Raw genomic sequence first — 23,827 nt, 5'->3', positions numbered from 1 at the left:
TTGTGCCGTCGTCTGCCCCTGCCGTACCTTCGGACATCGAAGCGCTTCGATGACGTCCCGGACCCGGAAGGCCCTCTCGGTGCCACACCTGAACGACGCTACGCGCGGCCGGCTCCTGTACGGCGGCGACTACAACCCCGAGCAATGGCCCGAGGACGTGTGGGCCGAGGACATGGCCTTGATGCGCCAGGCCGGGGTGAACACCGTGACCGTCGGCGTCTTCTCCTGGGCCCGCTACGAACCGCGCCCCGGCGAGCGCGACTTCGCCTGGCTGGACCGCGTCCTGGACCTGGTGCACGCCAACGGCCTCGGCGCGATCCTCGCGACCCCGACCGCCTCCCCGCCGCCCTGGCTCGGCCACCTGTACCGCGACACCCTGCCGGTGATGGCCGACGGCGTCGTCCACGGCTACGGTTCCCGCAACCAGTACTGCCCCTCCTCGCCGGTCTACCGCGAGCGCGCCGACGCCATCGTCGAGGACCTGGCAGCCCGCTACGCGCACCACCCCGCCGTGACGATGTGGCACGTCGGCAACGAGCCGGGCCCGTGGTGCTGGTGCCGCAACTGCGAATTCGGCTTCCGCAGCTGGCTCCGCGAGCGCTACGGCGACGGCGACGCGGGGCTCGAAGCGCTGAACCAGGCCTGGGGCACCGCCTTCTGGAGCCAGCACTACGGCGGCTGGGCCGAGATCAAGCCGCCGCGCGCCGCCCCCTACATGCTCAACCCCGCGCAGGTCCTGGACTACAGCCGCTACCTGTCCGACGCCCTCCTCGCCTGCTTCGACGCCGAAGCGGCGATCCTGCGCCGCCACAACCCAGCGCTGCCGATCACCACCAACCTGATCCCCGATTACGCCGCCATCGACCAGTGGGACCTGCGCGGACGCTTCGACTTCGCCTCCGTCGACTCCTACCCCGACCCCGCGCTCGGCGCAGAGGCCGGCGCCGATCACGCCTACGCCGCCGACCTCGCGCGCTCCCTGTCCGGCGGCCAGCCGTGGGTCCTCATGGAGCAGTCGCCGTCCGAGGTGAACTGGCGGCAGGTCAACAAGCACAAGCGCCCCGGTCAGATGCGCCTGTACTCCTTGCAGGCCATCGCGCGCGGCGCCGACGCCTCCCTGTTCTTCCAATGGCGCCAAGCCGCCTCCGGCGCCGAACGCTTCCACGCCGGAATGCTGCCGAACGCCGGTCCCGACACCCGCACCTTCCGCGAAGTCACCGACCACGGCCGCGAACTCGCCGAGGACGACGGACTCAAGGCCCTGATCGGCACGACCGTGACGGCGCGCGCCGCGATCATCCTGGACTGGCCGAGCCGGTGGGCGCTGAGCTGGCGCGGCAAGCCCTCAGAACGCGTGGACTACCAGCGGATAGTGAAGCAGTGGCACGCCTCGCTGTGGCGGCAGAACATCGCCGTCGACTTCGTGCGGGTCAGCGACGACCTGAGCGGCTACCCCCTCGTGCTGGCGCCGGCGCTGCACGTCCTGTCCACGGCCGACGCCGAACACCTCGCGCGCTACGCCGCCGACGGCGGATGCCTGGTCGCCGGCTACCTGACCGGAACCGTCGACCAGACCACGCGCCTGCACCCCGGCGGGTATCAGGCCGCTGCGCTGCGCGAGGCGCTGGGAGTGTTCGTCGAGGAGTTCCATCCGCTGGACGAGGGCGAGACAGAGCTCTGCCAGTCCGCCGACCTCGGCGACTTCGACGCCCTGGACTGGACCGAGCTGGCGCATCCGCGCGGCGCGCAGGTCATCGCCGCTCTGAAGGACGGCCGAGCCGCGGTGACGCGCAACGCGCACGGTTCCGGCACAGCTTGGTACGTCGCCGTCCAGCCCTGCGCCGACGGACTGGACCGGATCCTCGCTGAGGCGGCACGCCAATCCGGCGTCGAACCGGTGGTCGCCGGACTGCCGCGCGGCGTCGAGGCGGTCCGACGCGGCGACACGCTCGTGCTGCTCAACCACAACGCCGAAGCGGTGGTGATCCGCGGCAGCGCGGAGGTCTCCGACACCGAACTGCCCGGCTACGGTGTCCTTCTTGTTCTCCTCCGCGCCAGTGCCCCGGAGCACCGGCAAGACAGTCCACAATGACAGGCATGACCGATCCGAAGGACCAGGTGACCAGGATGGCGACACTCGCCGAAGTGGCGAAGCACGCGGGAGTCTCGCCGAGCACGGTCTCCTATGTTCTCAGCGGCAAGCGCTCCATCTCGGACTCCACGCGCGTGCGCGTGCAGGCGGCGATCGACGCGCTGGGCTACCACCCCAACGCCGGCGCGCGGGCGCTGGCCAGCAGCAAGTCGCACATCGTGGCGCTGGTCGTGCCGCTGCGCACCGACCTGTACGTGCCGGTGATGATGCAGATCGCGATCGCGGTCACCACCACCGCCCGGCAGTACGGGCACGACGTGCTGCTGATCACCAACGACGAGGGACCCGAGGGCGTGCGCCGGGTGGCCGGCAGCGGCCTGGCCGACGGCGTGATCCTGATGGACGTGGAGCTGGAGGACGAGCGGGTGGAGGTCCTGCGCCGCCACGGCACCCGCGCCTCGCTGATCGGCCTGCCCGCCGACCCGGCCGGGCTGTCCTGCGTGGACCTGGACTTCGCCGCCGCCGGCGCGACCGCCGCCGACCACCTGGCGGACCTCGGCCACCACGAGATCGCGTTCATCGGCCAGAGCGAGGGCGTCTACCGCCGCCACACCGGCTTCGCCGAGCGCACCCTCGCCGGGTTCCAGGAGCGGTGCCAGACGCGCGGGCTGCGGGCCGTCCACCGGCCCTGCGACGCCTCGTTCGAGGGCGCGGCCGGCGTGCTGGCGCGCATCTTCGAGGACCGGCCGGACACCACCGGGCTGGTCGTGCAGAACGAGGCGATGATCGCGCCGCTGCTGGGACTGCTGCGCTCGTCGGGACGCACGGTCCCGGAGGAGGTGTCGATCGTGGCGATCGGCCCGGACGAGCCGGTGGCGGTGCAGACCTCGCCGCGCCTGACGACGATTCCGGTACCCGCCCAGGAACTCGGGCGGCAGGCGGTGGAGATGCTGCTGGGACCGGACGCCGGGAACTCGGGCGTGACGCTGCTGCCGCCGACGCTGTCGGTGCGGGAGAGCACGGCGCCGGCGCCGGGGCGTTAGTCGGTGCTCGGCGGGGCTCGTTGGGACTCGTTGGTGGAGCTAGTCGGCGCTAGTCGGAGCTCATCACGGCTGGTCGGCGCTCGTCGCAGTTAGTCGGTGCTCGTCAGGGCCAGCCGGCGCTCGGCGGGGCTGTCCGCCGGCGACCGCCGGGTGATCCGGCAGAACAGTTCGGCCAAAGGCTCGCCGACGTCCCGGCCGAAGTCGGTGAGCCCGTAGGTGACCTGGGGCGGCGTCGCCGGTTCGACGTGCCGCCAGACCAGGCCGTCCTGGACCAGGGCGCGCAGGGACTGCGCCAGCATCTTCTCGCTGATGCCCTCGATGCTTTCGCGCAGCTCGAAGAAGCGCAGGTCGTGTTTCTGCAGGGCGATCAGCACCCAGACACCCCACCTGCTGGTGACGTGGTCGACCACGGCGCGCGCGGCGCAGTCGGTGTGAAACACGTCATAGCGTGCCCCGGCATCGGTCTGGGTGAGCTGCTCGCCTTCGATCACGTCATGAGCTTACCTTCAGGTACGTCCTTATCAAAAGTTAGCCAGTCTCCTACCGTTGCGATCACGCACTCAACGGCAGTGCGGAGCAGTGAATCGCACAAAGGAGCTTTCCATGATCGTGGTGACCGGAGCGACCGGAAACGTGGGCCGACCGCTGACGCAGGCACTCGCAGCGGCGGGGGAGAAGGTGACGGCGGTGTCGCGGCACACCGCAGCGGTACCGGACGGCGTGCGGCACGTAATCGCCGATTTGTCAGAACCCGCCAGTCTCGAGCCCGCACTGAGCGGAGCGAAGGCGATGTTCGTGCTGCTCTCCGGCGATCTGCAGGCCGCCGGGGCGAACCCTGCCGCCGTCATCGACACGGCGGCGCGCGCCGGAGTCCGGCGTGTCGTTCTGCTCTCGACGCAAGGCGTGGTGACCCGGCCCTTCGACGAGACGCGCATCGCGATGCGCGGCTTGGAGGACGGACTGCGCGAGTCGGGCCTGGACTGGGCGATCCTGCGACCCGGCGGCTTCGCCTCCAATGCCTTGTGGTGGGCCGAATCAGTCCGTACGCAACAGCTTGTCGCTGCCCCCTTCGGCGACATCGGCCTACCGATCCTCGACCCGACGGACATCGCCGACGTCGCGGCGGCATGCCTGGTCGACGACCGGCACGCCGGCGGCATATACGAGCTCACCGGACCGGAGGTCATCACGCCGCGCCAGCAGACCGAGGCAATCGCGGCAGCGCTCGGCACGCCGGTCCGCTTCCACGAGCTGACCCGCGAGGAGGCCAAGGCGGGCATGAGCCAGGTGATGCCACCCGAGCTGGCCGACGACACCCTCGACATCATCGGCTCCCCGAACGTCGGCGAGGTACGGATCAGCCCGGACGTCGAGCGAGTGCTGGGACGCGCGCCGCGCTCCTTCGCCGACTGGGCTGCGCGCAACGTCGAGGCTTTCCGGTAGGCAGATAACAGGCCTCATGACCTTCATGCCGCGAGCATGTAGGCACGCAACAGGACCCGCGCCTGCGGCCACTGTTGCGTGCCGGCGGAGTGCTAGGAAGTGCGGCGTTGGACCTTTCCGGCTTTCAGACACGCTGTGCAGACCTTGAGCTTGACGGGCCGGCCGTCGACGGTTGCCCGCACGGGCTGGATGTTCGGACGGAACATCCGTGCCGAGCGCCCGAGCACCCGGCGCCGCTGGGCGTTGTGCCCCAGTCGGGCGACCTGGTTGCCGAAGCTGGGCTCCTTGCCGCAGACATCGCAGCGTTGTGACATCGGGATTCTCCTCGAAAAGTTCGCGATGGCATGCCGACCGCCCATCGCGACGTCGATGGGGAAGGGGGAAGCGCCGCTGCGGAAGCGGTGGTCGGCGGCATGGGAGACGGGCAGGCCTCAGTGCGCAGCGTCGGGGATCGACTGCTGTCGCCTGCCTGATGAAGTGTCTCGACCTGGGCCGCCTTTAGAACATACGGCTGACCGTAACGGCGGTGCCGCAGCGTGTTCAAGCGGTTTACGGGCTGCGTGGAAGGGGTCGTGTCGCGAGAGCCGTCTCAGCTGAGATGAATCACCAGACCCCTGACATCAGCGGGTATTGACGTCCCAACCCGCTCTGTCGGACGATGAAAACCGTCCGCGATGGGGCTGGCGGGAATCTCAGAGAATCGATGGTGAGCTGGTGGGAGACCGGATTCTGGTGCCGTTCTCGGGGGACGGGTCGGGCGAGTCCGAACTGACGTGGGGCCAGCGCAACATCATGCGCATGATGCAGCTCGCGGGGGAGGCGGTGATGATCGGCGGGACTGTGCCCCTGGAGGAGGGCACGACCGTCGAGCACATCGTCAACCTGTTGGCTTTCATCGTGGAGCGGAACCAGTCGTTGCGGACGCGCTACCGGTTCCGGGAGGACGGCGAGCCGGTCCAGGTGCTCTACTCCTCCGGCGAGGTCGCCCTGGACATCGTCGACATCGGCCTGGACGAGGATCCCGCTGAGGCGGCGGAGGCGGTGCGGTCCGGGTACGAGCATGGGCCCTTCGACGTCACCGCCGACTGGCCGGTCAAGATGGCCGTGCTGCGGCGAGCCGGTGTCCCGGTGTACTTCGCCGCGATGTATCCGCACATCGCGATCGACGGGCTTGGGTTCGAGGCGCTGGTGGGCGACCTGCGGAACCTGGATCGGGACACCGGTGCGCACCTGGCGCCGCGCGAGGGCATGCAGCCCTTCGAGCTGGCGCGGCAGCAGCAGGGCGCCACCGCGCTGCGGCAGAGCGCGGCCTCGGTCGACTACTGGGAGAAGATGGTGCGGCTGGTGCCGGGGCGCCGCTTCGACAGCGAATACGAGCCCCGCGACCCGCAGTGGTCGGACGTCACCCTGGACTCCAAGGCCTGCCACCTTGCCGCGACTTCGATCGCCGCGCGCACCGGCGCGAACACCGGGTCCATCGTGCTCGGCGCCTACGCGGTGGGGCTGGCGAAGGTCTCCGGCAAGAGCACCAGCGCCATCCGGACGTTCATCAGCAACCGCTTCCGCCCCGGTCTGCGGGAGTCGGTCACCCCGCTGCTCGCGTCGTGTCTGTGCGTGGTCGACGTCGCCGACACGGACTTCGACACCGTCGCCCAGCGAGCCTGGCGCAGCCAGCTGAAGGCCGGCAAGTACGCCTACTTCGATCCGCGCGACCTGCTGGCGATGTTCGCGCGCGTGGCCGCCGAGCGGGGCGAGGAGGTGGACCTCCTGTGCTACTTCAACGACCTGCGCCGCGAATTCGGCGCGCCGCGCCCCGGACCGCTCCCGACGCCGGAGGAGATCGAGGCCGCGCTGCCGCTGACGACGCTGACCTGGGGACCGCACACCGACGTCCCGGACGCGCAGACGTTCATGGAGCTCAACCCCGTCCCGGACACCCTCAACCTGATGCTGCGCGTGGACACCGAGAAGGTGACGCCGGAGGAGCAGGAGGTGATCGTCCGGGAGATGGAGCGGATCCTCGTCGCCGCGGCGTTCGACCCCGCCTGTCCGTCCGGGATCGCCGCGAACGCGACGCTTTCCACTACCGGTTCGTAGGCGCCGGCGCGGGTCCGGTGGACGCGCGCGAGACCAGGCGTGTCCCGATCACGACCTGCCTGGGGGAGTCGCCGCGCCCGGTGACCGCCTCGAGCAGCAGCTCCGCGGCGGCCGCGGCCAGCTCCTCGGGATCGATGCGCACGCTGGTCAGCGCCGGCGTGCACACCGAGGCGAGCAGCGTGTCGTCGATGCCTACCAGGCTCACGTCCGCCGGCACTCGCACCCCCAGCGCGGTGAACTGCTGCAACGCGCCGAGCGCCACCAGGTCGTTGTGCGCCAGCACGGCGGTCGCGCCGCCGGTGGCCACGAGCGTCGCGGCATGCACGCCGGACTCGAACCGCGGCTCGTACGGTCCCAGCTCGACGACCGTGAGCCCCAGACCGCGGAAGATCTCCGCGAACAGCTTGTCGCGCTCGTATCCAGGACGGCTGGCGTCGATCAGCGCGCAGCGGCGGTGCCCGAGAGCGTAGAGCAGTTCGCCGGCCTGCCGGACGCCGGCGGTGAGGTCGATACGCAGGCTGCTGATCCCCGGCACGTCGCGGTTGACCAGGACCAGCGGCGTCTGAGCGGCGATGGCGCGCAACCGCTCCTCCGGCAGCGCCGAGGCGAACAGCAGCAGCCCGTCCACGCGGTTGGCGATCGCCGCGATGGCGTCCAACTCCGCGCTCTCCCGGTCGTCGCAGTCTGCGACCAGCGTGGTGTAGCCGAGATGGCGGGCCCGCTGTTGCAGGGCTTTGAAGATCGGCGGATAGAAGGGGTTGGCGAGGTCCGGGATGATCATGCCGAGCGTCGCCGTGGCGCCGGCGCGCAGCGAGCGCGCTGAGGGGTTGGGGACGTAGCCGAGCTCGGCGGAGACCTCCAGGACCCGCTCGCGCGTTTCGGGACGTACCTGGTCCGGAGCGGTGAACGCCCGCGAGACGGTGGACGTCGAGACGCCGACCGCCTTGGCCACCTCGTTGATCGTCACCGCCATGCGCCGAGCCTAACCAATCGTTCTCAGAACCGGCAAGCAGGAAGGCTCTGGCGGATCTTCATATCGCTCGCTACATTTGCGGGAACGATTGCAGTCGCTTGCAGAACCTCATCGAGGAGACCCCCGTGACGTTTTCCCTCGGCATCGTCGGCGCCGGACAGTTCTCCGGCCATTTCGCCAAGCTGTGGCAGCTCCATCCGGGCGTCGGCGACATCTTCGTCACCGATCTGCTGGCTGAGCGCGCTGAGCGCGTCGCGAGCGAACACGGGCTGGCAGGGACGTATCCGTCCTTCGAGGCGATGCTCGACTCCGATGTCGACGCGGTCGGCATCTTCACGCAGCGCTGGACGCACGGTCCGCTGGTGCTCCAGGCGCTGCGCGCGGGCAAGCACGTCTACTCAGCGGTGCCGATGGCGGTGACGCGCGAGGAGATCTCCGACATCATCGACGAGGTCCGCCGCACCGGCCTGACCTACATGATGGGCGAGACCAGCCACTACAACCCGGCGACCGTCCATGCCCGCGACCTGGTCGCCAAGGACGCCTTCGGCAGGCTCTTCTACGCCGAGGGCGACTACGTGCACGACATGGACCTCGGGTTCTACGACGCCTACAAGTACAGCGGCGGCGAGAACTGGAAGGCGACCGCGAGCTACCCGCCGCTGCTGTACCCGACCCACGCCCTCGGCGGCATCCTCGGCGCGTGGCAGACGCACGCGGTGAGCGTGTCGGCGATCGGCGTCGTCGACGACCGCGGCGACGGAGTCTTCGACAAGGAGGTGAGCATGTTCGCCAACGACTTCTCGAACGCCACCGCCCTGTTCGAGGCAGCCGGCGGCGGCAGCTTCCGCACCAACGAGTTCCGCCGCGTCGGCTACCCCTCGCGCCTGCGCGAGTCGCGCTTCCGGTTCTTCGGCACGCAGGGGAGCCTGGAGCAGCTCGCCACGGTGAGTCTGTGGCAGGACCGCGACGGCGTCACCGACATCAGCGAGCACCTGCAGCCCAAGCCCACCCTGCCGCCGGACGACCCCTCGCTCCAGCACATCGCGCCGGCCCTGCGCGACGCGTTCACCTCCGGCTCGGCGCCGGTGCACGACCGCAGCCGGCTGCCGGAGGAGTTCGCGCACGCCGCCAACGGCCACGAGGGCAGCCACCACTTCCTGGCCGACGACTTCGTGACGGCGGTGACGACCGGAGCGCCGCCGCCGGTGAACGCGTGGGTCGCGGCGCGGTACACGCTGCCGGGGATCGTCGCGCACGAGTCGGCGTTGCAAGGCGGAGCGCGGCTGGCGATTCCGGACTTCGGCGAGGCGCCGGGGCTCTAGTTTCGATGGGCCCTGGCTCTGATTCGCCTCGCGGGTCGCTCAGGACTGCGACACGTCGAAGTCGACCTTGAGCGCGTAGCGGTCAGCGACGTAGGAGCTGACGGTGTATTCCAGCGGGCTCCCGTCCTGGTCGACGATGGAGCGGGTCTCGACGAGCATCGGGGTGGTCGGGGTGACGCCGAGTTCCTGGGCATCGTCGCCGGCGGTGCGGGCGGTGAGGACCGAGGAGCCGAGGGTCGGAGTGCGTCCGAGGCGGCGCAGGGCGTTGTGGAGCGAGCCGGTTTCCAGGTCGGTGGCCAGCAGGGCGCTGAGGGCGGCGGGGAAGACGGCGTGCTCGACGGCGATCGGGAGGTCGTCGAAGAGGCGGACGCGGCTGATGGCGACCACTGATGCGGCGTGCTCGCTCTCGAAGCCGTACAAAGCGGCGGTCTCCTGCGAGGAGGCTTCACGCAGCTCGGCGTGAAGCACGCGCGAGCGCGGGGTCTTGCCCTCGGCCAGCGCTTGGTCGTGGAAGCTCAGCAGGATGCCGACGGGGCGATGCGCCGCGCCCTTGCGCACGAAGCTGCCCCGGCCGGGCACGCGCTCGACCAAGCCGTCGCGCTCCAGCCCGGCCAGGGCGGCGCGCACCGTCATCCGCGAAACGCCGAACTCCTCCGCCAGCCGCGGCTCGGAGGGGAACGGATCGCCGTCGGCGGCGGTGGCCAGACGGCGGCGCAGCTGCTTCTCGATGCGCTCGTACAACGGTTGGGATGCGGCCATACAAGAATTGTATATGCTGTCTAGACAGCTCACAACGCCACACCGCCTTTAGGAGGACGACATGTCCGTGGCCTCGATAGACGTCCCACGCTGGACCGGCCCGCTCCCCACCCGCGACGAGGTGGCGAAGATGATCGACCACTCCCTCCTGCGCCCCGAACTCACCCCCGCCGACATCCAGGCAGGCCTGCTCATAGCGCGCGAGCACAACGTGGCCTCCGTGTGCGTACGCCCCGCCGACGTCGCCGCGGTGGTGTCTGGCGGCGTACTGCACGGCACGACGGTCGCCATCGGCACGGTCGTCGCCTTCCCCCACGGCAGCAGCACCACGGCGACGAAGGTCTTCGAGACCGCCGAGCTCGTCGCCCAGGGCGCCGAGGAGATCGACATGGTCATCGACATCGGTCGCCTGCGCGCTGGCGACACCGCCTTCACGCGGGACGAGATCGCTGCAGTAGTGCAGGCGGCGGCAGGTCGCCCGGTGAAGGTCATCTTCGAGAACACATACCTGACCCAGCAGGAGAAGGTCGCGGGCTATCAGGCGGCTGAGGCGGCCGGCGCGGCGTTCGTCAAAACCAGCACAGGCTTCGCCGCTGGGGGAGCGACAGCCGCCGATATCGCCCTGATGCGCCAGACCGTCTCGGCCGCGGTACAGGTCAAGGCCGCAGGCGGCGTGCGCACACTGGACGCCCTGCTGGAACTGAACCGTCTGGGAGCCACCCGCTTCGGCGCGACAGCCACCGCGACAATCCTCGACGACCTGGAAGAGCGTCGGCGCACCTCGACTATCTAACAGATAACAGGCCCCAAACTTCTTTCCATATCTCAGCTCACGACTCACTTCACACAACCAATAACGAGCCGCCTCCGGCGGCACTCTCCTAAAAGAACAGCGGTCGATTCAGGATGAGCGGGGGAGTGGCGCTCTTGAACACCGCCTGGGTGTGGATCGGCGGTTGCCGCAGTCCGCCGGGATCGAGCGAGAAGTCCCTCGTCGGCAGGCTGGACGCGGCCGCAGGTGCCACGTAGCCGCCGCAGTCCGCCGGGATCGAGCGAGACAAAAGTCGGCGCAGCGTTGGCTGCGGCCGGCGCGCCGAGCTTGAGGCCGCGCTGGCGCTTCGCTGCGCAGCAGATCAGCGAGCAGCGACTCGTCGTGCGCGGCGTCGGCGTGTGCTGATTCCAGCGAATCCTACGGCTGCCCCGCTTCAGCGCCGGCCGCCGCCGGACCCCGCACGGCAACATCCGCGAGGCGCTACTGGGGCCGATCCGCAGGGTGCTGCCGGTCCACCCACATGGTCACGCTCCCGCAGCCTCAATCCCCAAGCATTCCCCGAGGAACGCCAACCCCTCCAGCCGCGTAAAAGCGTGCCCCACGGCGAATTCGGCCTCGTACTTCGCCTCGCCGAGTTGCTCTCGGACGCTGTCGGTGACGGCGGCGCGGTCTGGGTCGCCTCGGTCGATGCCGCCGCGGAGGGATACTGCGGTGCCCAGGGCTCGTGCGGCGGATGCCGGGTCGCCGGTGGCGTTGGTGTAGCAGGCGACGACTATGGCGATGCGGCTGAGGACTGGCATGTCGTGGGCGGCGGAGCCGAGGCGGTATGCCTCTTGGAGTCTGGCGTGTGCCTTCTTGGTGGCGTCGGGGTCGGTGGCGAGGAGGTGGAGGAGGGCCGCGGCGACTTCGCGCATCGCTAGGAGCTGGGGTGGTCCGTGCCAGTGGTTGCGGATGATGTCGTCGGAGGCTTGGAGGTAGCCCCATGCGGCTTCGGGTTCGCCTTTTTGGCGGGCGATGTCGGCTAGTCCTACGTACGCCATCAGGATCGAGGGGTGCGAGCGGGTGCGCCGGCCTGAGTCCAGGATCGACGTCATCAGTGTTTGGGCTTCGTCCAGTGCGCCGGTGCGGGCGAGGGCGAAGGCGCGCATCATCTGTACCTGTGCGGCGTCGTCGGCTGCGTTGATTTCTCGGAGCAGGCCCAGGGCTTCGTCCTGCATGCGCATGGCTGTTGGCAGGTCGCCGTCGGCCATGGCCATGGTGGCGAGGGCTGCCAGGGTCGCCGACAGACCCCAGCGTTCGCCGATCTGCGCGAAGCGGTCGCGGGCCAGTTCCAGGTCGTGGCGCTGGGTGATGAGGTCGCCGCCGTTCTCGGCGGCCATGCCGCGCATGAGGTGGAGCATTCCGCCGACCCAGGGGTCGGGGTGGTACTCGTGGACCGCGACGGCGGCGTAGACGCCTTCGAGGTCGTCGGTGATGATCGGGATGGTGCAGGCGGCGATGGCCAGCAGCGGGTTGTCGTGGGCGGCGTTGGCGTCGTCGATGACGGAGGCCAGGGCGTTGGTGATGTCCGAGAGGTTGGTCCAGTCCTGCGCGCTGAACAGTCCGCCGAGCGCGTGCAGGATCTTGACGACCGCGTGGGCTTCGGGCGGGGATTCGCCCGGGACCGCCAGGGCCAGGTCCAGCCAGGCTCGGCCCTCGATGGTCTGGCCGACGATGGACCAGTACCAGGCCAGGGACGCGGCGAGCCGGATCGCGGTGTCGGCGTCGCCGATGTCGGCGGCGAAGCGGAGGGCGGCGAGGATGTTGTCGCTGTCGGCGTCCAGGCGCGCCAGCCAGCGCAGTTGTTCGCGGCGGCGCAGGTGGGGCTCGGCTTCTTCGGCGAGGTCGAGGAAGTAGCGGGCGTGGGCGCGGCGGACGTCGGTGACGGTGCCGGCCTCGGCGAGTCGTTCGATGCCGTATTCGCGCAGGGTCTCCAGCATGCGCCAGCGCGGCGGGGTGTCGAGGGCTTCGTCTGTGTGGCCGACATCGTCTGTGTGGCCGGGGCGCGCGACGTCCGGCTCGACCGGTTGCAGAAGCGACTTGTCGACAAGCGCGAACAACAGGTCGTCGATGTCGGCGGCGGTGGCGGGATGCACCGCGGCGGCTGATTCGGCGGTGATGCCGCCGGGGAACACCGACAGCCGCTCGGCCAGGTCCCGCTCCTGCTCCGACAGCAGCTCCCAGCTCCAGGCGACGACCGCGCGCAGCGTCTGGTGCCGCGGCATGGCGGTGCGGCTGCCGCCGGTGAGCAGCCGGAACCGGTCGTCGAGACGCGAGGCGACAGCGTGCAGCGGCAGGGTGCGAAGACGCGCGGCGGCCAGCTCGATCGCCAGCGGCAGCCCGTCCAGGCGGCGGCAGATCTTCACGACGTCCGCGACGTTCTCGTCCTCGACGCTGAAGCCGGGGCGCACGGCGCCGGCGCGGTCGGCGAACAGCCGCACCGCCGGGAACGCCAGCGCCTGCTCGGCGGCGGCGAGTTGGTCCGGGTCGGCGGGTTGTGCCAGCGACAGCACGGGGAACAGGTTCTCCCCGCCGATGCCCAGCGGTTCGCGGCTGGTGGCGACGATCCGCAGGCCGGGCACGTGCTGCAGCAGGTGTTCGGCGGCGTGCGCGGCGGCGTCGACGAGGTGTTCGCAGTTGTCGAGCACGATGACCAGGTGCTGTCCGGCGAGTCCTTCGGCGACGCGGGTCAGGGCGTCGCGCGCCGGCCCGGCTTGTGCTTCGTTGCGCAGGACGCGCATTTCGCGGTGTCCGAGTGCGGTGAGGATCGCTTGCGGCAGTTCGGCGGGGTCGGTGACCGGGGCGAGTTCGACGAGCCAGACGCCGTCGGCCACGTCGATGTCTTCGGGCAGCCGTGTCGCGGCTTCGCCGGCGAGGCGCGTTTTGCCGGCGCCGCCGGGTCCGACGAGGGTGACCAGTCGGGAGGTGGCGAGCATCGTGCCGATGCGGGCGACTTCTTCTTCGCGGCCGACGAAGCTGTTCAGGCGGGCCCGCAGGTTGGTGCGTCGCTGTTCGGCAGAGCTGGGCGTTGGCACTGCGGTGTTCGCCGGAGTCAGCAGCGGGTCGTTGCGCAGTACTGCGAGGTGTACGGTGGCCAGCTGTTCGGAGGGGTCGATGCCGAGTTGGTCGGCGAGCGCCGTGCGGGTGTGTTCGTAGGCGGCGAGTGCTTCGGCTTGTCTGCCTGCTGCGTAGAGGGCTTTGACGAGTAGGGCGGTGATGTTTTCGCGCAGTGGGTGTTCGGTGGTGAGGGCTTCGAGTTCGGGGATTGCGTCGGTGTGCATGCCGAGGTGGAGTTCGGCGGTGAGGCGGTCGCATTGGGCGGTGAGGCGTAGTTCGTCGAGGCGTGCGGCGGGTGCGGTGGCGAAGCCGGCGTCGGCGGTGTCGGCGAGGGCGGGTCCGCGCCAGAGGGCGAGGGCTTGGCGCAGGAGGTGGCGGGCGGTGGTGGGGTCGCCGGCGAGTCTGCCTTGGCGGGCGAGGGTTTCGAAGCGGTGGGCGTCGACGGCTTGGGGGTCGATGGCGAGTCGGTAGCCGCCGGGGGTGCCTTGGACGAGGTCGGGGTCGCCGAGGGCGCGGCGGAGCCGGGAGATGAGCGATTGCAGGGCGTTGGCGGCGCCGTCGGGTGGTTGGTGGTTCCAGAGGGCGTCGATGAGTGCGGCTGCCGGGACGGTGCGGTCGGCGTCGAGGGCGAGTCTGGTCAGCAGGGTGCGCAGCCGGGCGCCGCCGATCGGGATCGGTGCGCCGTCGGCGCGTGCCTGGAGCGGACCGAGGATCAGGACGTCGAGCTGCACGGGGTCCAGTGTGGCGTATGCGGATCAGCCGCGGACGAGCACTAGCTTGCCGGCTCCGACGGCTCCGACGGCTCCGTCAGCTGTGCGAGTGTCAGGACGTGGTCGCCGATGCCCCAGCCGCCGTCGGCGACTTCTTCGACGAGGACCATCGTGCCGCCGCGGGCGCGTTCGCCGTAGATCTCGACGTACAGCTCGGTGGTGCGGTGGACGATGGTGGCTTTCTGGGTCTGGTTCAGGGTGCCGGCGGGGACTTTGAAGTTCGCGAAGGGCATGGTCGGGTTTCTTTCTTTGTGTGTCAGCGGCTGGCGTGGTCGGTGAGCAGGTCGGCGATGCCGATGCGGTGGTAGAACTCGGCGCGGATGCGGTCGCTGACGGTGGACACCACGTCGCTGCCGTCGCGGCTGGGGTCGATGTGGATGCGGAAGGGCCGTTGTCCGGCGGGGAGGGCTACGGCCTCGACGATGGCGTCGGCGACTTCGTCGACGGTGCGGCCGGCGGGGAAAAGGGCGGTGAGGCGGTCGGCCATCTGGTCGCGCAGTTCGCCGTAGGCGGCGTCGTATTCGGCGGCGCGGTCGGGGTCGGCGGGCTGGCCGGCGTGGGCGAAGTGGTTGGTGCCGCTGGGGTAGGCGCCGGGGACGATGATGACGGTGTCGATGCCGTAGCGGATGACTTCGGCGGCGTAGCTTTCGGCGAGTGCGTCCATGCCGGCTTTGGCGGCGAAGTACGGTGCCAGGAACGGCGGGTGTCCGCCGCGGGTGCTGGAGCTGGCGACCCATACCAGCAGTCCGGAGCCGGCGCGGCGCATCAGCGGCAGTGCGGCGCGGTTGACGCGCTGGGTGCTGAGCACGTTGATGTCGTACAGCTCGGCGAGTTGTTCGGGGGTGAACGCTTCGGCGGGTCCGAGCACCATGTGTCCGGCGTTGTGCACGACGACGTCCAGTCGGCCTTGTTCCTCGGCGATGCGGGCGATGGCGGCGTCGACGGATGCCTGGTCTTGGACGTCCATCTCGATGCCGCGTACGTCGAGGCCTTCGTCGGCGGACAGCTGTGCCAGTTCGGCGACGCGCGCCGCGTTGCGTCCGTCGGTGGCGCGCATTCCGGCGTAGACGGTGTGTCCGGCGCGGGCCAGGGCGCGTGCTGCGAGGTTTCCGAAGCCGGAGGAGGCGCCGGTGACGACGATGACGTCGGCGGTCGGAGCTGTGTGGTGAGTGGGCTGGCTCATGATTGTCTCTTTGTCTCTTTTAATTCGCTGCGTTCGGCTCAGCGTTCGGCTCAGACCATTCCGCCGTTGGCGCGCAGCACCTGTCCGTTGACCCAGTGGCCTTCCGCGCTGGTCAGGAACGCCACGACGTGGGCGATGTCTTCGGGCTTGCCGAGCCGCTCGAGCGGGTTCTGGGCGGCGAGGTTGGCGATGAGCTGCTCGTCCTTGCCGTCGAGGAACATGTCGGTGGCGGTGGGTCCGGGGGCGACGGCGTTGACGGTGACGTCTCGTCCGCGCAGTTCGCGGGCCAGGATGAGGGTCATGGCCTCCACGGCGCCTTTGCTGGCGGTGTATCCGGCGTAGGTGGGGAATTTGGTGCCCATCACCGAGGTGGAGAACATGACCAGGGCGCCGCCGGGGCGCAGGCGGCGTGCGGCTTGCTGGGCGACGACGAAGGCGCCGCGGATGTTGGTGCGGTGCATGGCGTCGAGGTCGTTCAGGTCGAGGTCGGCGACGGTGGACAGTTTCATCTGTCCGGCGGCGTTGACGACGGCGTCGATGCCGCCGTACTGCTGCTCGGCGTGGTCGAACATGGCGGCGACGGCGGTTTCGTCGGCGACGTCGGCCTGGATGGCGCTGGCGTGTCCGCCGGCGGCTTGGATCTCGGCGACGGCTTGTTCGGCGAGGTCGGCGCGGCCGGCGTAGCCCAGGACGACGCTGTATCCGTCGGCGGCGAGCTGTCCGGCGACGGCGCGGCCGATGCCGCGTGAGGCGCCGGTGACGATGGCGACGCGAGGGTTTGGTGTGGTCGTGGTCATGGTGTGCTCCGTTGCTCTGTTGCTCACTTCTTGGTGCCGTCATCAACGGTGCGCCCTTGCGGCTCGGCTAGCCAGATGCCGTTTACCCAGGGGTCGGCACCCCCTGGCTCGCGGCGGGGTGGTGATCCAGACTGGGAGGGTGGATCTGTCTGAACTCGGTGGCTTTCTGAAATCCCGGCGCGACCGGATCCGTCCGCGTGATGTCGGGTTGCCGACCGGGCCGCGGCGGCGGGTCCCTGGGCTGCGGCGCGATGAGGTGGCGCAGCTGGCGGGGGCGTCGGTCGACTACTACATCGAGTTGGAGCGCGGGGGTGCGCAGCCTTCGGAGCAGATGTTGGCGGCGATCGCGCGGGCGTTGCGGTTGTCCCGGGATGAGCGGGATCACCTGTATCAGCTGGCGGGGCGTCCGGTTCCGCCGGCCGGCGGGGGTGCGGCGCATGTGAGTCCGGGGATGTTGGATCTGCTGGACCGTTTGGTCGGCACGCCGGCGCGGGTGATCACCGACATGCATGTGGTGTTGGTGCAGAACCGGCTGGCTGAGGCGTTGTTGGGTCCGGCGCCGTCGGGGGTGGGGGTGCGTGCCGGGTTCGTGTACCGGTGGTTCACCGATCCGTCTGCTCGTGCGCTGTATCCGCCGGAGGATCACGCGCGGCACGCTGAGACGTTCGTGGCGGATCTGCGGGCGGCGGTGGCGCGGCGCGGCAAGGGTGATGAGGACGCCAACGGCATGGTCGCCGAGCTGCTGCGGGACAGTCCGGAGTTCGCGGCGTTGTGGAGTCGGCACGATGTGGCGGTGCGCCGGATGGACACCAAGCGCATCGTGCATCCGGCGCTGGGGGTCATCGACGTCAACTGTCTGAATCTGCTCACTGAGGACGGCAGTCAGCGGCTGTTGTGGTTCAGTCCGGTGCCTGGTACCGACGCGATGGAGAAGCTGGAGTTGTTGTCGGTTCTCGGTACGCAAGATCTCGCCGCCGAGCCGGGCCAAAGGGCGCCGCGGTGATACACAATTGAGCGCGGTGTGGCGCGGGGCCCCGCCGACGTGCTCACCGGAGGTGTGAATGTCGTCAGCGGGCTTAGTGGAACAGCGCAGGTCGGGCCTGGTGGAACGGCGCAGGTCGGCGCTGGTCGGATGGTTGCGTTCGCATGATCCGGCGCTGGCTGCGACGCGTCGTGCGGCGCGGACGGCGGTGGTGATGCCGCTGTTGTTCGCGGTGTGCACGCAGCTGCTGCATTCGCCGACGATGGCCAGTTTCGCGGCGTTCGGGTCGTTCTCGATGCTGCTGCTGGTGGACTACAGCGGCACGTTGATCCAGCGGTTGCGTGCGCAGTTCGCGCTGGCTGTGTCCTGGGCGGTGTTGATCTGCGTCGGGACGGTGGTCGCGCGCGTCACCTGGCTTTCGGTGGCCGCGACGGTGGCGGTGGCGTTCCTGGTGTTGTTCTCCGGGGTGGTCAGCTCGGTGCTGGCCGGCAGCGCGACGGCGCTGTTGTTGGCGTTCGTGTTGCCGGTGGCTACTCCGGCGCCGTTGTCGCAGCTGCCGGACCGGTTGGCCGGTGCCGGTCTCGCCGCTGCCGCGGCGTTGCCCGCGGTGGTTCTGTTGTGGCCGCGTCCTGCGGCGGATCCGTTGAGCGGACCGGCTGCCCGGGTGTGTCGTGCTGCCGCGGCGCTGCTTCGTGCCGATGCTGTCGCCACTGGCAGCCGGCGGGCGTTCAATCTCGGCGCGTGTCAGATCGCCGCTGATGAGACCACTGCCGCCAACGCCGACCTGCGCCGGATGTTCGATGCGACGCCGTACCGGCCGACGGGGTTGTCGACGTCGTCGCGGACGCTGGTGCGGCTGGTGGATGAGTTGACGTGGCTGGTGACGATCCTGACCGACCGGCCCGACTACGACGAGCAGCCGCCGGCGTGTGACCCGGCGGCCCGTACCGCGCGCCTGGCTGCCGCTGATGTTCTGGAACGTGCCGCGGAGCTGCTCACCGGCATGGGCGGTGATGTGGCGCCGCTGCAGAAGTCTGTGACCGAGTTGCAGAGTGCGCTGTCGGCGATGGAGGCCAGTTCCACCGCGCGGCTGCCGGTGGATCAGCCGGTCGGTGACAGCCCCGCGGAGATATACACGTTCATCTCCACGCTCGACTTCTCCTTCCGCGCACTGGAGCTGGGTTTCGCGGTCGCGCAGATCGCCGGGAACGTGGAGTTGGCCGCGCAGGCCTACCAGCGCAGCTGGCCTGACCGGCTTCTGGGCCGCGAGCCCGGCGCGCTGACCAAGCCGTTGGCTTCGGCGCGGGAGCGTGCTTCGGCGCATCTGGGCTGGAACTCGGTGTGGCTGCACAACAGCCTGCGCGGCGCGGTCGGGTTGGGTATCGCGGTGCTGCTGGCGGATGTGACCAGCGTGCAGCACTCCTTCTGGGTGCTGCTCGGCACGTTGTCGGTGCTGCGGTCCAACGCGCTGAACACCGGGCAGAACGCGGCGCGCGCCGTGCTGGGCACGGTCTTGGGGTCGATCATCGGTGCCGGGTTGCTGCAGCTGATCGGGCATCACGGCACTGTTTTGTGGGTGCTGCTGCCGGTGGCGATTCTGATCGCGGGGATCGCGCCGGCGGCGATCTCGTTCACGGCGGGGCAGGCGGCGTTCACGGTGACGCTGGTGATTTTGTTCAACATCGGGCAGAACCCGGACTGGCACATTGTGCTGCTGCGGATTCAGGACATCGCGTTGGGCTGCGGTGTGAGCATCGTGGTGGCGTTGTTCTTCTGGCCGCGTGGTGCTGCCGCCGCGGTGGACAAGGCTTTGGCGAAGGCTTACACCGATGCGGCGCGGTATCTGTCCGGTGCTGTCGCCTACGCGCTGGGGCATTGTGACGCGGCGAGCTCTTCGGCGCCGCCGGCTGCTGAGCCGGTTGCGGCGCAGAACCGTGAAGCTGCTGCTTCGGCGCGGCGGCTGGATGATGCTTATCGCACTTATCTGGCTGAGCGCGGTGCGAAGCCGTTGTCGTTGGCTGACACGACGACGCTGGTGACTGGTGTGGTCGGGTTGCGGTTGGCTGCGGATTCGGTGGTGGCGTTGTGGCGGAACGTCGGGCGCAGCCGGATGAGCTCTGATCAGATCGCCGCGCACAATGCGATCTTGGAGGCGGCGGACAGCGTCACCGGCTGGTATCGCGGTTTGGCGGACAGCCTTGGCGGGCGCAGTCCGATTCCGGCGCCGGTGCCGCTGCTGCCGGATTCGGCGGCGCGGCTGGTGGATTCGGTGCGGACCGATCTGGTCGATCAGGACGGTCAGGCCACTGCCACGGCGGTGCGGGTGATCTGGACCGGTGACCATGTGGATGTGGCGCGGCGGCTGCAGCCGGGGTTGGCCGCGGCCGCCAAGGTGGCAGTGCTGCACTGAGCGCTACCGGCGGCAGCGCAGGATGGCGCGGCTGCTGGTTTCGGCCGGCCTCACCCATTGGAGGTTCGGCCCGCGCTCTGCTTCAGAGTGCGGGCCGAACCTCCGGCGGAGGATTTCAGCTCGGCTGGCCTGTCGGCATGATCGTGACCTGCTGCAGGTTGACCCGCGGCGGCAGAGCGGCCAGGAAGCCGACGGTCTGGGCGACGTCGGCCGGTGTCAGGAATTCCATCGCCTCCTTCGCCCCGGCCAGCCACTGCAGGGCGCCGGCGTCGGTGACGTGGGACTGGAGCTCCGTGCCGACGATGCCCGGCTCGATCGCCGCGACCCGCACCTTCTTGGCGCCCAACTCCGCGCGCAGCTGCCGCGACAGGTGCGTGACGTAGGCCTTGGTGCCGCAGTAGACGGCGAAGCCGGGGAAGATGTTCTGTGCCGCGATCGAGGAGGTGTTGATCAGGTCCGCCACGCCCCGCTGGGCGGCGGAGGCCACCAGCTGCGGGGTGAACGCGGCGATCACGTTCATCACACCGCTGATGTTCAGGTCGATCTGGTGCTGCCACTGGTCGGTGGCCAGCTCCTCGACCGGCGCCGGCAGCATCACCCCGGCGTTGTTCATCACCAGGTCCGCGCCGCCGAACTCGCGCTGAACCCGCGCCGCGGCGGCCTGCAGCCCGGCCGGGTCGGTGACGTCGGCGGCGATGGCCAGCGCCGTGCCGCCATCTTTTTCGATGCGGGCGACCAGGTCTGCGAGCCGTTCGGCACGGCGGGCCAGTACGACCACGCGCGCCCCGAGTGCGGCCAGCTCCAGCGCGGTGGCCTCGCCGATGCCGCTGGAGGCTCCGGTGATGACGGCGACGCGACCGGTCAGCGGGCCTGAAATGGTGTTCACGGTGTTCGTGGACATGGGTGCGAACCTTCTTAAGGGGCAGGTGAGGGGTGTAGCGGCCGAGCTTTCTCGGCTCACATCCAGCACACCAGAGGCCGAAGGCGTCGGGGGCGCGATAACTGTCCCTGCTCAGGCAGGTACTGGCAGGGCTACTTTGCGGCGGCGCGGCGGCGCGGGCGTGGACCACACTTAAGACATGGACCGCGTCAAGGAAATCGCCGGGTTCCTGCGCTCACGGCGCGCCGGAATCACCCCCGAGCAGGCCGGGCTGCCTTTCGACGGCCGGGTCCGCCGCGTCCCGGGGCTGCGGCGCGACGAGGTGGCGCGGCTGGCCGGCGTCAGCAGCGAGTACTACACGCGGCTGGAACAGGGACGTGCCGGCAACCCCTCGGCCGAGGTGGTCGCGGCGATCGCCCGGGCGCTGCGGCTCGACGACACCGAACGCGAGCACCTGACCGACCTGCTGGCATCGGCTCCTGGTTCGGGTGCGGCCACTCGGCGCGCGCCGACGCGGGTTCAGCGGGTCCGTCCGGGGCTGTATCTGATGCTGGAGACCCTCGATCATGTTCCGGCGTTCATTTTGGGCCGCCGCACCGATGTGCTGGCCGCGAACCGGCTGGCCCGGGCGGTCATCACCGATTTCGAAGTGATGCCGGCGACGCAGCGCAACATGGCCCGGTACTACCTGCTGGATCCGCAGGCGCGGCAGCGGGTCGGGGACTGGGAGCAGATCGCCGCCGAGACGGTCGCGATGCTGCGTTTCGAAGCCGGACGCTACCCGCACGACCGGGCTCTGGCGGACCTGGTCGGGGAGCTGATGCTCACCTGCCCGGAGTTCCCGGGCTGGTGGAATGATCATCGGGTGCTGCGGCGCACCCACGGGGAGAAGCACTACCGGCATCCGGTCGTCGGGGAGCTGCACTTCTCCTACGAGTCGTTCCAAACTCCGGGCGATGCCGAGCAGACGTTGTGCGTGTATACGGTTCAGCCGGGTTCGGTCAGCGCGCAGGGGTTGCGGTTGCTGGAGAGCTGGACCGCGACCGCGCCGGAAGTCGGCGTGCCCAGCCCGCAAGGGGATGGACACGCCGACGCAGGGTCCTACTTCACATCACACGAGCCGCACTGAGCCTCACGGCCACACCGACGGCGCCGGCGGCGGAACCACTGCCGGACGGTCGTCGCAGGTGATGGTGTTCGGCAGTTCCCAGGAGGCCAGCCACGGACCGGTGGTGCCGCCGCCGGTGTTGCCGCCCAGGTCGGTCAGCGCGAACTCCGAGCCGGCCGGCGTGAAGTGGAACGATCCGCAGTTGTTCACGCCGACCGCGCCGACGTTGCGCGCCACCACGTTCTGGAACGTGGCGCCGCCGGCGGCGCGGGCCGAGACCACCGAGGTTCCGGTGCCGTCGACCTTGATGTTGGAGAAGTGCACGTTCGTGATGGAGTACAGGTCCTTCACGGGGAAGTCCGACACCATCATGATCGCGTTGTAGGTGTTGTCCAGGAAGTCATCGCCGGTGACCTGGATGTTCGCATCGATGCTGTGCTCGAGGGCGTAGATCCAGATCGCGCCGAGGCCGATCTTCCAGTTCAGCTCGAACGTGCCGGCCCGCACCGTGGTGTTGTCCGCCACGGTGATCGTGCCGCCGAACGGCACCGCGCCGAAGCGCGAACCGATCTGCAGCGCCGACCCCTCGCGGATCGGGTCGGCGACCAGGTTGTCCGACACGGTCAGGTCGGTGCCGCCGTACAGCGCGATGCCGTTGGCCAGTACCGGGGTCTGCACCGTGTTGTGGTCGAAGACGTCGTTGCTGTCGGCGGTCTTGTCCGACCACATCGCCAGGCCGTCGTCGCCGGTGTTGCGGACGAAGTTGTTCCGCACCGCCGAGTTCGTCACGCCGGTGTGGAAGTTGATTCCGTCGGCGATCTGATCGGCGATCTGGTTGTCGGCGATGGTCAGGTGGCTCATCGGGCCGTCGAGCCAGATGCCGACCTTGGTGTGCTGGATGTACAGGCCCTCGATGCTGGAGTCGCTCAGCGCGCCGCCGATACCGTTGACCTGGTCGGTGTCGATGCGCTCACGCACATCGCCTTCGATGGCGAAGCCCGACAGGTGCACGTTGTGCGACCCGCCGGCTGAGGCGTCCTTGCCGTAGAAGCCGACGCCGGTGTGCACCGATCCGTCCGGAGCCGGCGCGCTCAGCGTCACCTGGTGGCCCTTGATGATCGTGTACCAGTTGCCGGCGCCTTCGATGGTGACGTCGTCCACGATGATGTGCCGGCTCACCTGGAACGTCCCCGGCGGGATGTACACCGGCAGGTGCACCAGGTGCGCGAAGGCGATGGCCCGGTCGATCGCGTCGGCCGAGTCGCGCCGTCCGGTGGGGTCCGCGCCGAACAGCAGCACGTTCACCGCCTTCAGGTCGACCTTCGGTGCCGCGACCAGCTGGGAGTCCATCAGGTCGATCGTGGTGGCCGCCGCCGTCGTCCCGAGCGGGGCGGTGAGCCGGATGACGTCGCCGGCGCGGTAGGTGCGCCCGAGTGCGAGCCGCTCCTCGTCGTAGAAGTGGTTGGCCCGGAACGGTGTCGGGAACACCGGCTCCGGCGTGGTCTGGTCCGGAACGCAGCTGCATTCCGTGGTCCACCAGTCCGGGTTCAGCGGCCCGGCGTTCGGGTCGTTGCTGAACGGGTACTCGTTGTACAGCCACGCGTACTGCGACGTCAGCGTCATCGTGTGGTGGTCGTGCCCGTTGACCGCGACGTCCAGCGGCGCGGTGATGCCGCCGCCGTTCGGCGCGTCCGGGATGCTGTACCGCACCGTGATGGCGTTCGTCGCCGCAGGCAGGGTGAACTGGACGTACTGCCCGGGCTTGAGCGTCACGGCCGACCGGCCGGACGCCTCGGCGGGCAGTGTGTAGGCGTCGGTGCCCGGACCGACGACTGTGCCGTCGGTGACGGCGTTCTCCGCTTCCTGCTCGGTGAACCCGAGGTCGGCGCCTCGTCCGGCGACCAGAGCCGGGTCCAGCGCGGCCCGGGTGACCTTGGTCGGGGACGCCGGAGCCGCCCCGGCCGGCCCGGCGGCGAGGAGCGTGCTGAGGCCCAGGACCACGGCGAACGCCGCGGCCAAGGGTTGGGTGGGTGTGGACATGACGCCGACCGTAGGGCGCGGCGGGCTGCGAAGCAAGAGGTCTGTGCATCGATTTCA

Annotated in this window: 19 protein-coding genes; 9 read left to right on the top strand and 10 right to left on the bottom strand. The window is 69.7% G+C overall.

Translation table 11 applies throughout. From position 1 onward, the window contains the following. Nucleotides 1-79: 79 nt before the first annotated feature. Nucleotides 80-2,092, top strand: a complete 2,013-nt coding sequence (locus CACI_RS23135) for a beta-galactosidase (protein ID WP_083796116.1) — start codon at nucleotides 80-82, stop codon at nucleotides 2,090-2,092. Nucleotides 2,093-2,127: 35 nt separating this feature from the next. Then, entirely contained in the window at nucleotides 2,128-3,135 is a 1,008-nt protein-coding gene (locus tag CACI_RS23130) for a LacI family DNA-binding transcriptional regulator (protein WP_015793265.1), read from the top strand. Between the two features lie 89 nt (nucleotides 3,136-3,224). On the opposite strand, the gene CACI_RS23125 is transcribed toward CACI_RS23130, so the two are convergent. Then, nucleotides 3,225-3,626: a winged helix-turn-helix transcriptional regulator gene (locus tag CACI_RS23125; RefSeq protein ID WP_015793264.1), complete on the bottom strand. Its 402-nt coding sequence runs from the start codon at nucleotides 3,624-3,626 to the stop codon at nucleotides 3,225-3,227. A gap of 112 nt (nucleotides 3,627-3,738) precedes the next feature. Between CACI_RS23125 and CACI_RS23120 the strand changes: the two genes are divergently transcribed. Then, nucleotides 3,739-4,578 carry an NAD(P)H-binding protein gene (locus CACI_RS23120; RefSeq protein WP_015793263.1) on the top strand — a complete coding sequence of 280 codons (840 nt, stop codon included), beginning with the start codon at nucleotides 3,739-3,741 and terminating at the stop codon, nucleotides 4,576-4,578. Between the two features lie 92 nt (nucleotides 4,579-4,670). On the opposite strand, the gene rpmB is transcribed toward CACI_RS23120, so the two are convergent. Beyond that, the gene (rpmB, locus tag CACI_RS23115; protein WP_015793262.1) at nucleotides 4,671-4,892 is read right to left on the bottom strand and encodes a 50S ribosomal protein L28; all 222 of its coding nucleotides are present in this window, start codon (nucleotides 4,890-4,892) and stop codon (nucleotides 4,671-4,673) included. Between the two features lie 400 nt (nucleotides 4,893-5,292). Here rpmB and CACI_RS23110 point away from each other — a divergent pair, with 400 nt between their 5' ends. Beyond that, a complete protein-coding gene (locus tag CACI_RS23110; RefSeq protein WP_143765358.1) occupies nucleotides 5,293-6,675 on the top strand; it encodes a condensation domain-containing protein in 1,383 nt (460 codons plus the stop codon). Here the strand turns inward: CACI_RS23110 and CACI_RS23105 are convergent. After that, on the bottom strand, nucleotides 6,662-7,648 hold the full coding sequence (locus CACI_RS23105; protein ID WP_015793260.1) for a LacI family DNA-binding transcriptional regulator: 987 nt from the start codon (nucleotides 7,646-7,648) through the stop codon (nucleotides 6,662-6,664). The two genes, CACI_RS23110 and CACI_RS23105, sit on opposite strands and share 14 nt — an antisense overlap. A 125-nt stretch (nucleotides 7,649-7,773) precedes the next feature. On the opposite strand from CACI_RS23105, the gene CACI_RS23100 reads away from it, so the two are divergent. Beyond that, the gene (locus tag CACI_RS23100; protein ID WP_015793259.1) at nucleotides 7,774-8,973 is read left to right on the top strand and encodes a Gfo/Idh/MocA family protein; all 1,200 of its coding nucleotides are present in this window, start codon (nucleotides 7,774-7,776) and stop codon (nucleotides 8,971-8,973) included. A gap of 39 nt (nucleotides 8,974-9,012) precedes the next feature. Here CACI_RS23100 and CACI_RS23095 read toward each other — a convergent pair whose 3' ends face one another. Continuing rightward, nucleotides 9,013-9,732 (bottom strand): GntR family transcriptional regulator, encoded by a 720-nt coding sequence (locus CACI_RS23095; protein ID WP_041540424.1) that lies wholly within the window; start codon nucleotides 9,730-9,732, stop codon nucleotides 9,013-9,015. A 61-nt stretch (nucleotides 9,733-9,793) separates the two neighbouring features. Here CACI_RS23095 and deoC point away from each other — a divergent pair, with 61 nt between their 5' ends. After that, the gene (gene deoC, locus CACI_RS23090; RefSeq protein ID WP_015793257.1) at nucleotides 9,794-10,525 is read left to right on the top strand and encodes a deoxyribose-phosphate aldolase; all 732 of its coding nucleotides are present in this window, start codon (nucleotides 9,794-9,796) and stop codon (nucleotides 10,523-10,525) included. Between the two features lie 503 nt (nucleotides 10,526-11,028). Here deoC and CACI_RS23085 read toward each other — a convergent pair. The 4 genes from CACI_RS23085 to CACI_RS23070 are packed head-to-tail and all read right to left on the bottom strand — an operon-like array spanning nucleotide 11,029 to nucleotide 16,350. Beyond that, on the bottom strand, nucleotides 11,029-14,331 hold the full coding sequence (locus tag CACI_RS23085) for a BTAD domain-containing putative transcriptional regulator (RefSeq protein ID WP_015793256.1): 3,303 nt from the start codon (nucleotides 14,329-14,331) through the stop codon (nucleotides 11,029-11,031). 41 nt (nucleotides 14,332-14,372) lie between these two features. Further along, a complete protein-coding gene (locus tag CACI_RS23080; protein WP_015793255.1) occupies nucleotides 14,373-14,603 on the bottom strand; it encodes a tautomerase family protein in 231 nt (76 codons plus the stop codon). 23 nt (nucleotides 14,604-14,626) lie between these two features. Next, a complete protein-coding gene (locus tag CACI_RS23075) occupies nucleotides 14,627-15,553 on the bottom strand; it encodes an SDR family oxidoreductase (RefSeq protein ID WP_015793254.1) in 927 nt (308 codons plus the stop codon). A 50-nt stretch (nucleotides 15,554-15,603) separates the two neighbouring features. Further along, a complete protein-coding gene (locus tag CACI_RS23070) occupies nucleotides 15,604-16,350 on the bottom strand; it encodes an SDR family oxidoreductase (RefSeq protein ID WP_015793253.1) in 747 nt (248 codons plus the stop codon). A gap of 139 nt (nucleotides 16,351-16,489) precedes the next feature. Between CACI_RS23070 and CACI_RS23065 the strand changes: the two genes are divergently transcribed. Together CACI_RS23065 and CACI_RS23060 are read left to right on the top strand one after the other, a co-directional pair. Beyond that, nucleotides 16,490-17,353 (top strand): helix-turn-helix domain-containing protein, encoded by an 864-nt coding sequence (locus CACI_RS23065; protein WP_015793252.1) that lies wholly within the window; start codon nucleotides 16,490-16,492, stop codon nucleotides 17,351-17,353. A gap of 58 nt (nucleotides 17,354-17,411) precedes the next feature. Continuing rightward, complete coding sequence (locus CACI_RS23060) at nucleotides 17,412-19,742, top strand: FUSC family protein (RefSeq protein ID WP_015793251.1); 2,331 nt, start codon at nucleotides 17,412-17,414, stop codon at nucleotides 19,740-19,742. Between the two features lie 115 nt (nucleotides 19,743-19,857). Here CACI_RS23060 and CACI_RS23055 read toward each other — a convergent pair whose 3' ends face one another. Then, nucleotides 19,858-20,643 (bottom strand): SDR family oxidoreductase, encoded by a 786-nt coding sequence (locus tag CACI_RS23055; protein WP_015793250.1) that lies wholly within the window; start codon nucleotides 20,641-20,643, stop codon nucleotides 19,858-19,860. A 178-nt stretch (nucleotides 20,644-20,821) separates the two neighbouring features. Between CACI_RS23055 and CACI_RS23050 the strand changes: the two genes are divergently transcribed. Continuing rightward, nucleotides 20,822-21,751, top strand: a complete 930-nt coding sequence (locus tag CACI_RS23050) for a helix-turn-helix transcriptional regulator (RefSeq protein ID WP_015793249.1) — start codon at nucleotides 20,822-20,824, stop codon at nucleotides 21,749-21,751. Between the two features lie 3 nt (nucleotides 21,752-21,754). Here the strand turns inward: CACI_RS23050 and CACI_RS23045 are convergent, their stop codons facing one another. After that, a complete protein-coding gene (locus tag CACI_RS23045) occupies nucleotides 21,755-23,770 on the bottom strand; it encodes a glycosyl hydrolase family 28-related protein (protein ID WP_015793248.1) in 2,016 nt (671 codons plus the stop codon). Nucleotides 23,771-23,827 lie beyond the last annotated feature (57 nt).

The sequence above is a fragment of the Catenulispora acidiphila DSM 44928 genome (assembly GCF_000024025.1).
Classification (GTDB): Bacteria; Actinomycetota; Actinomycetes; order Streptomycetales; family Catenulisporaceae; genus Catenulispora; species Catenulispora acidiphila.
This window is presented reverse-complemented; position numbering and strand designations above follow the sequence as displayed.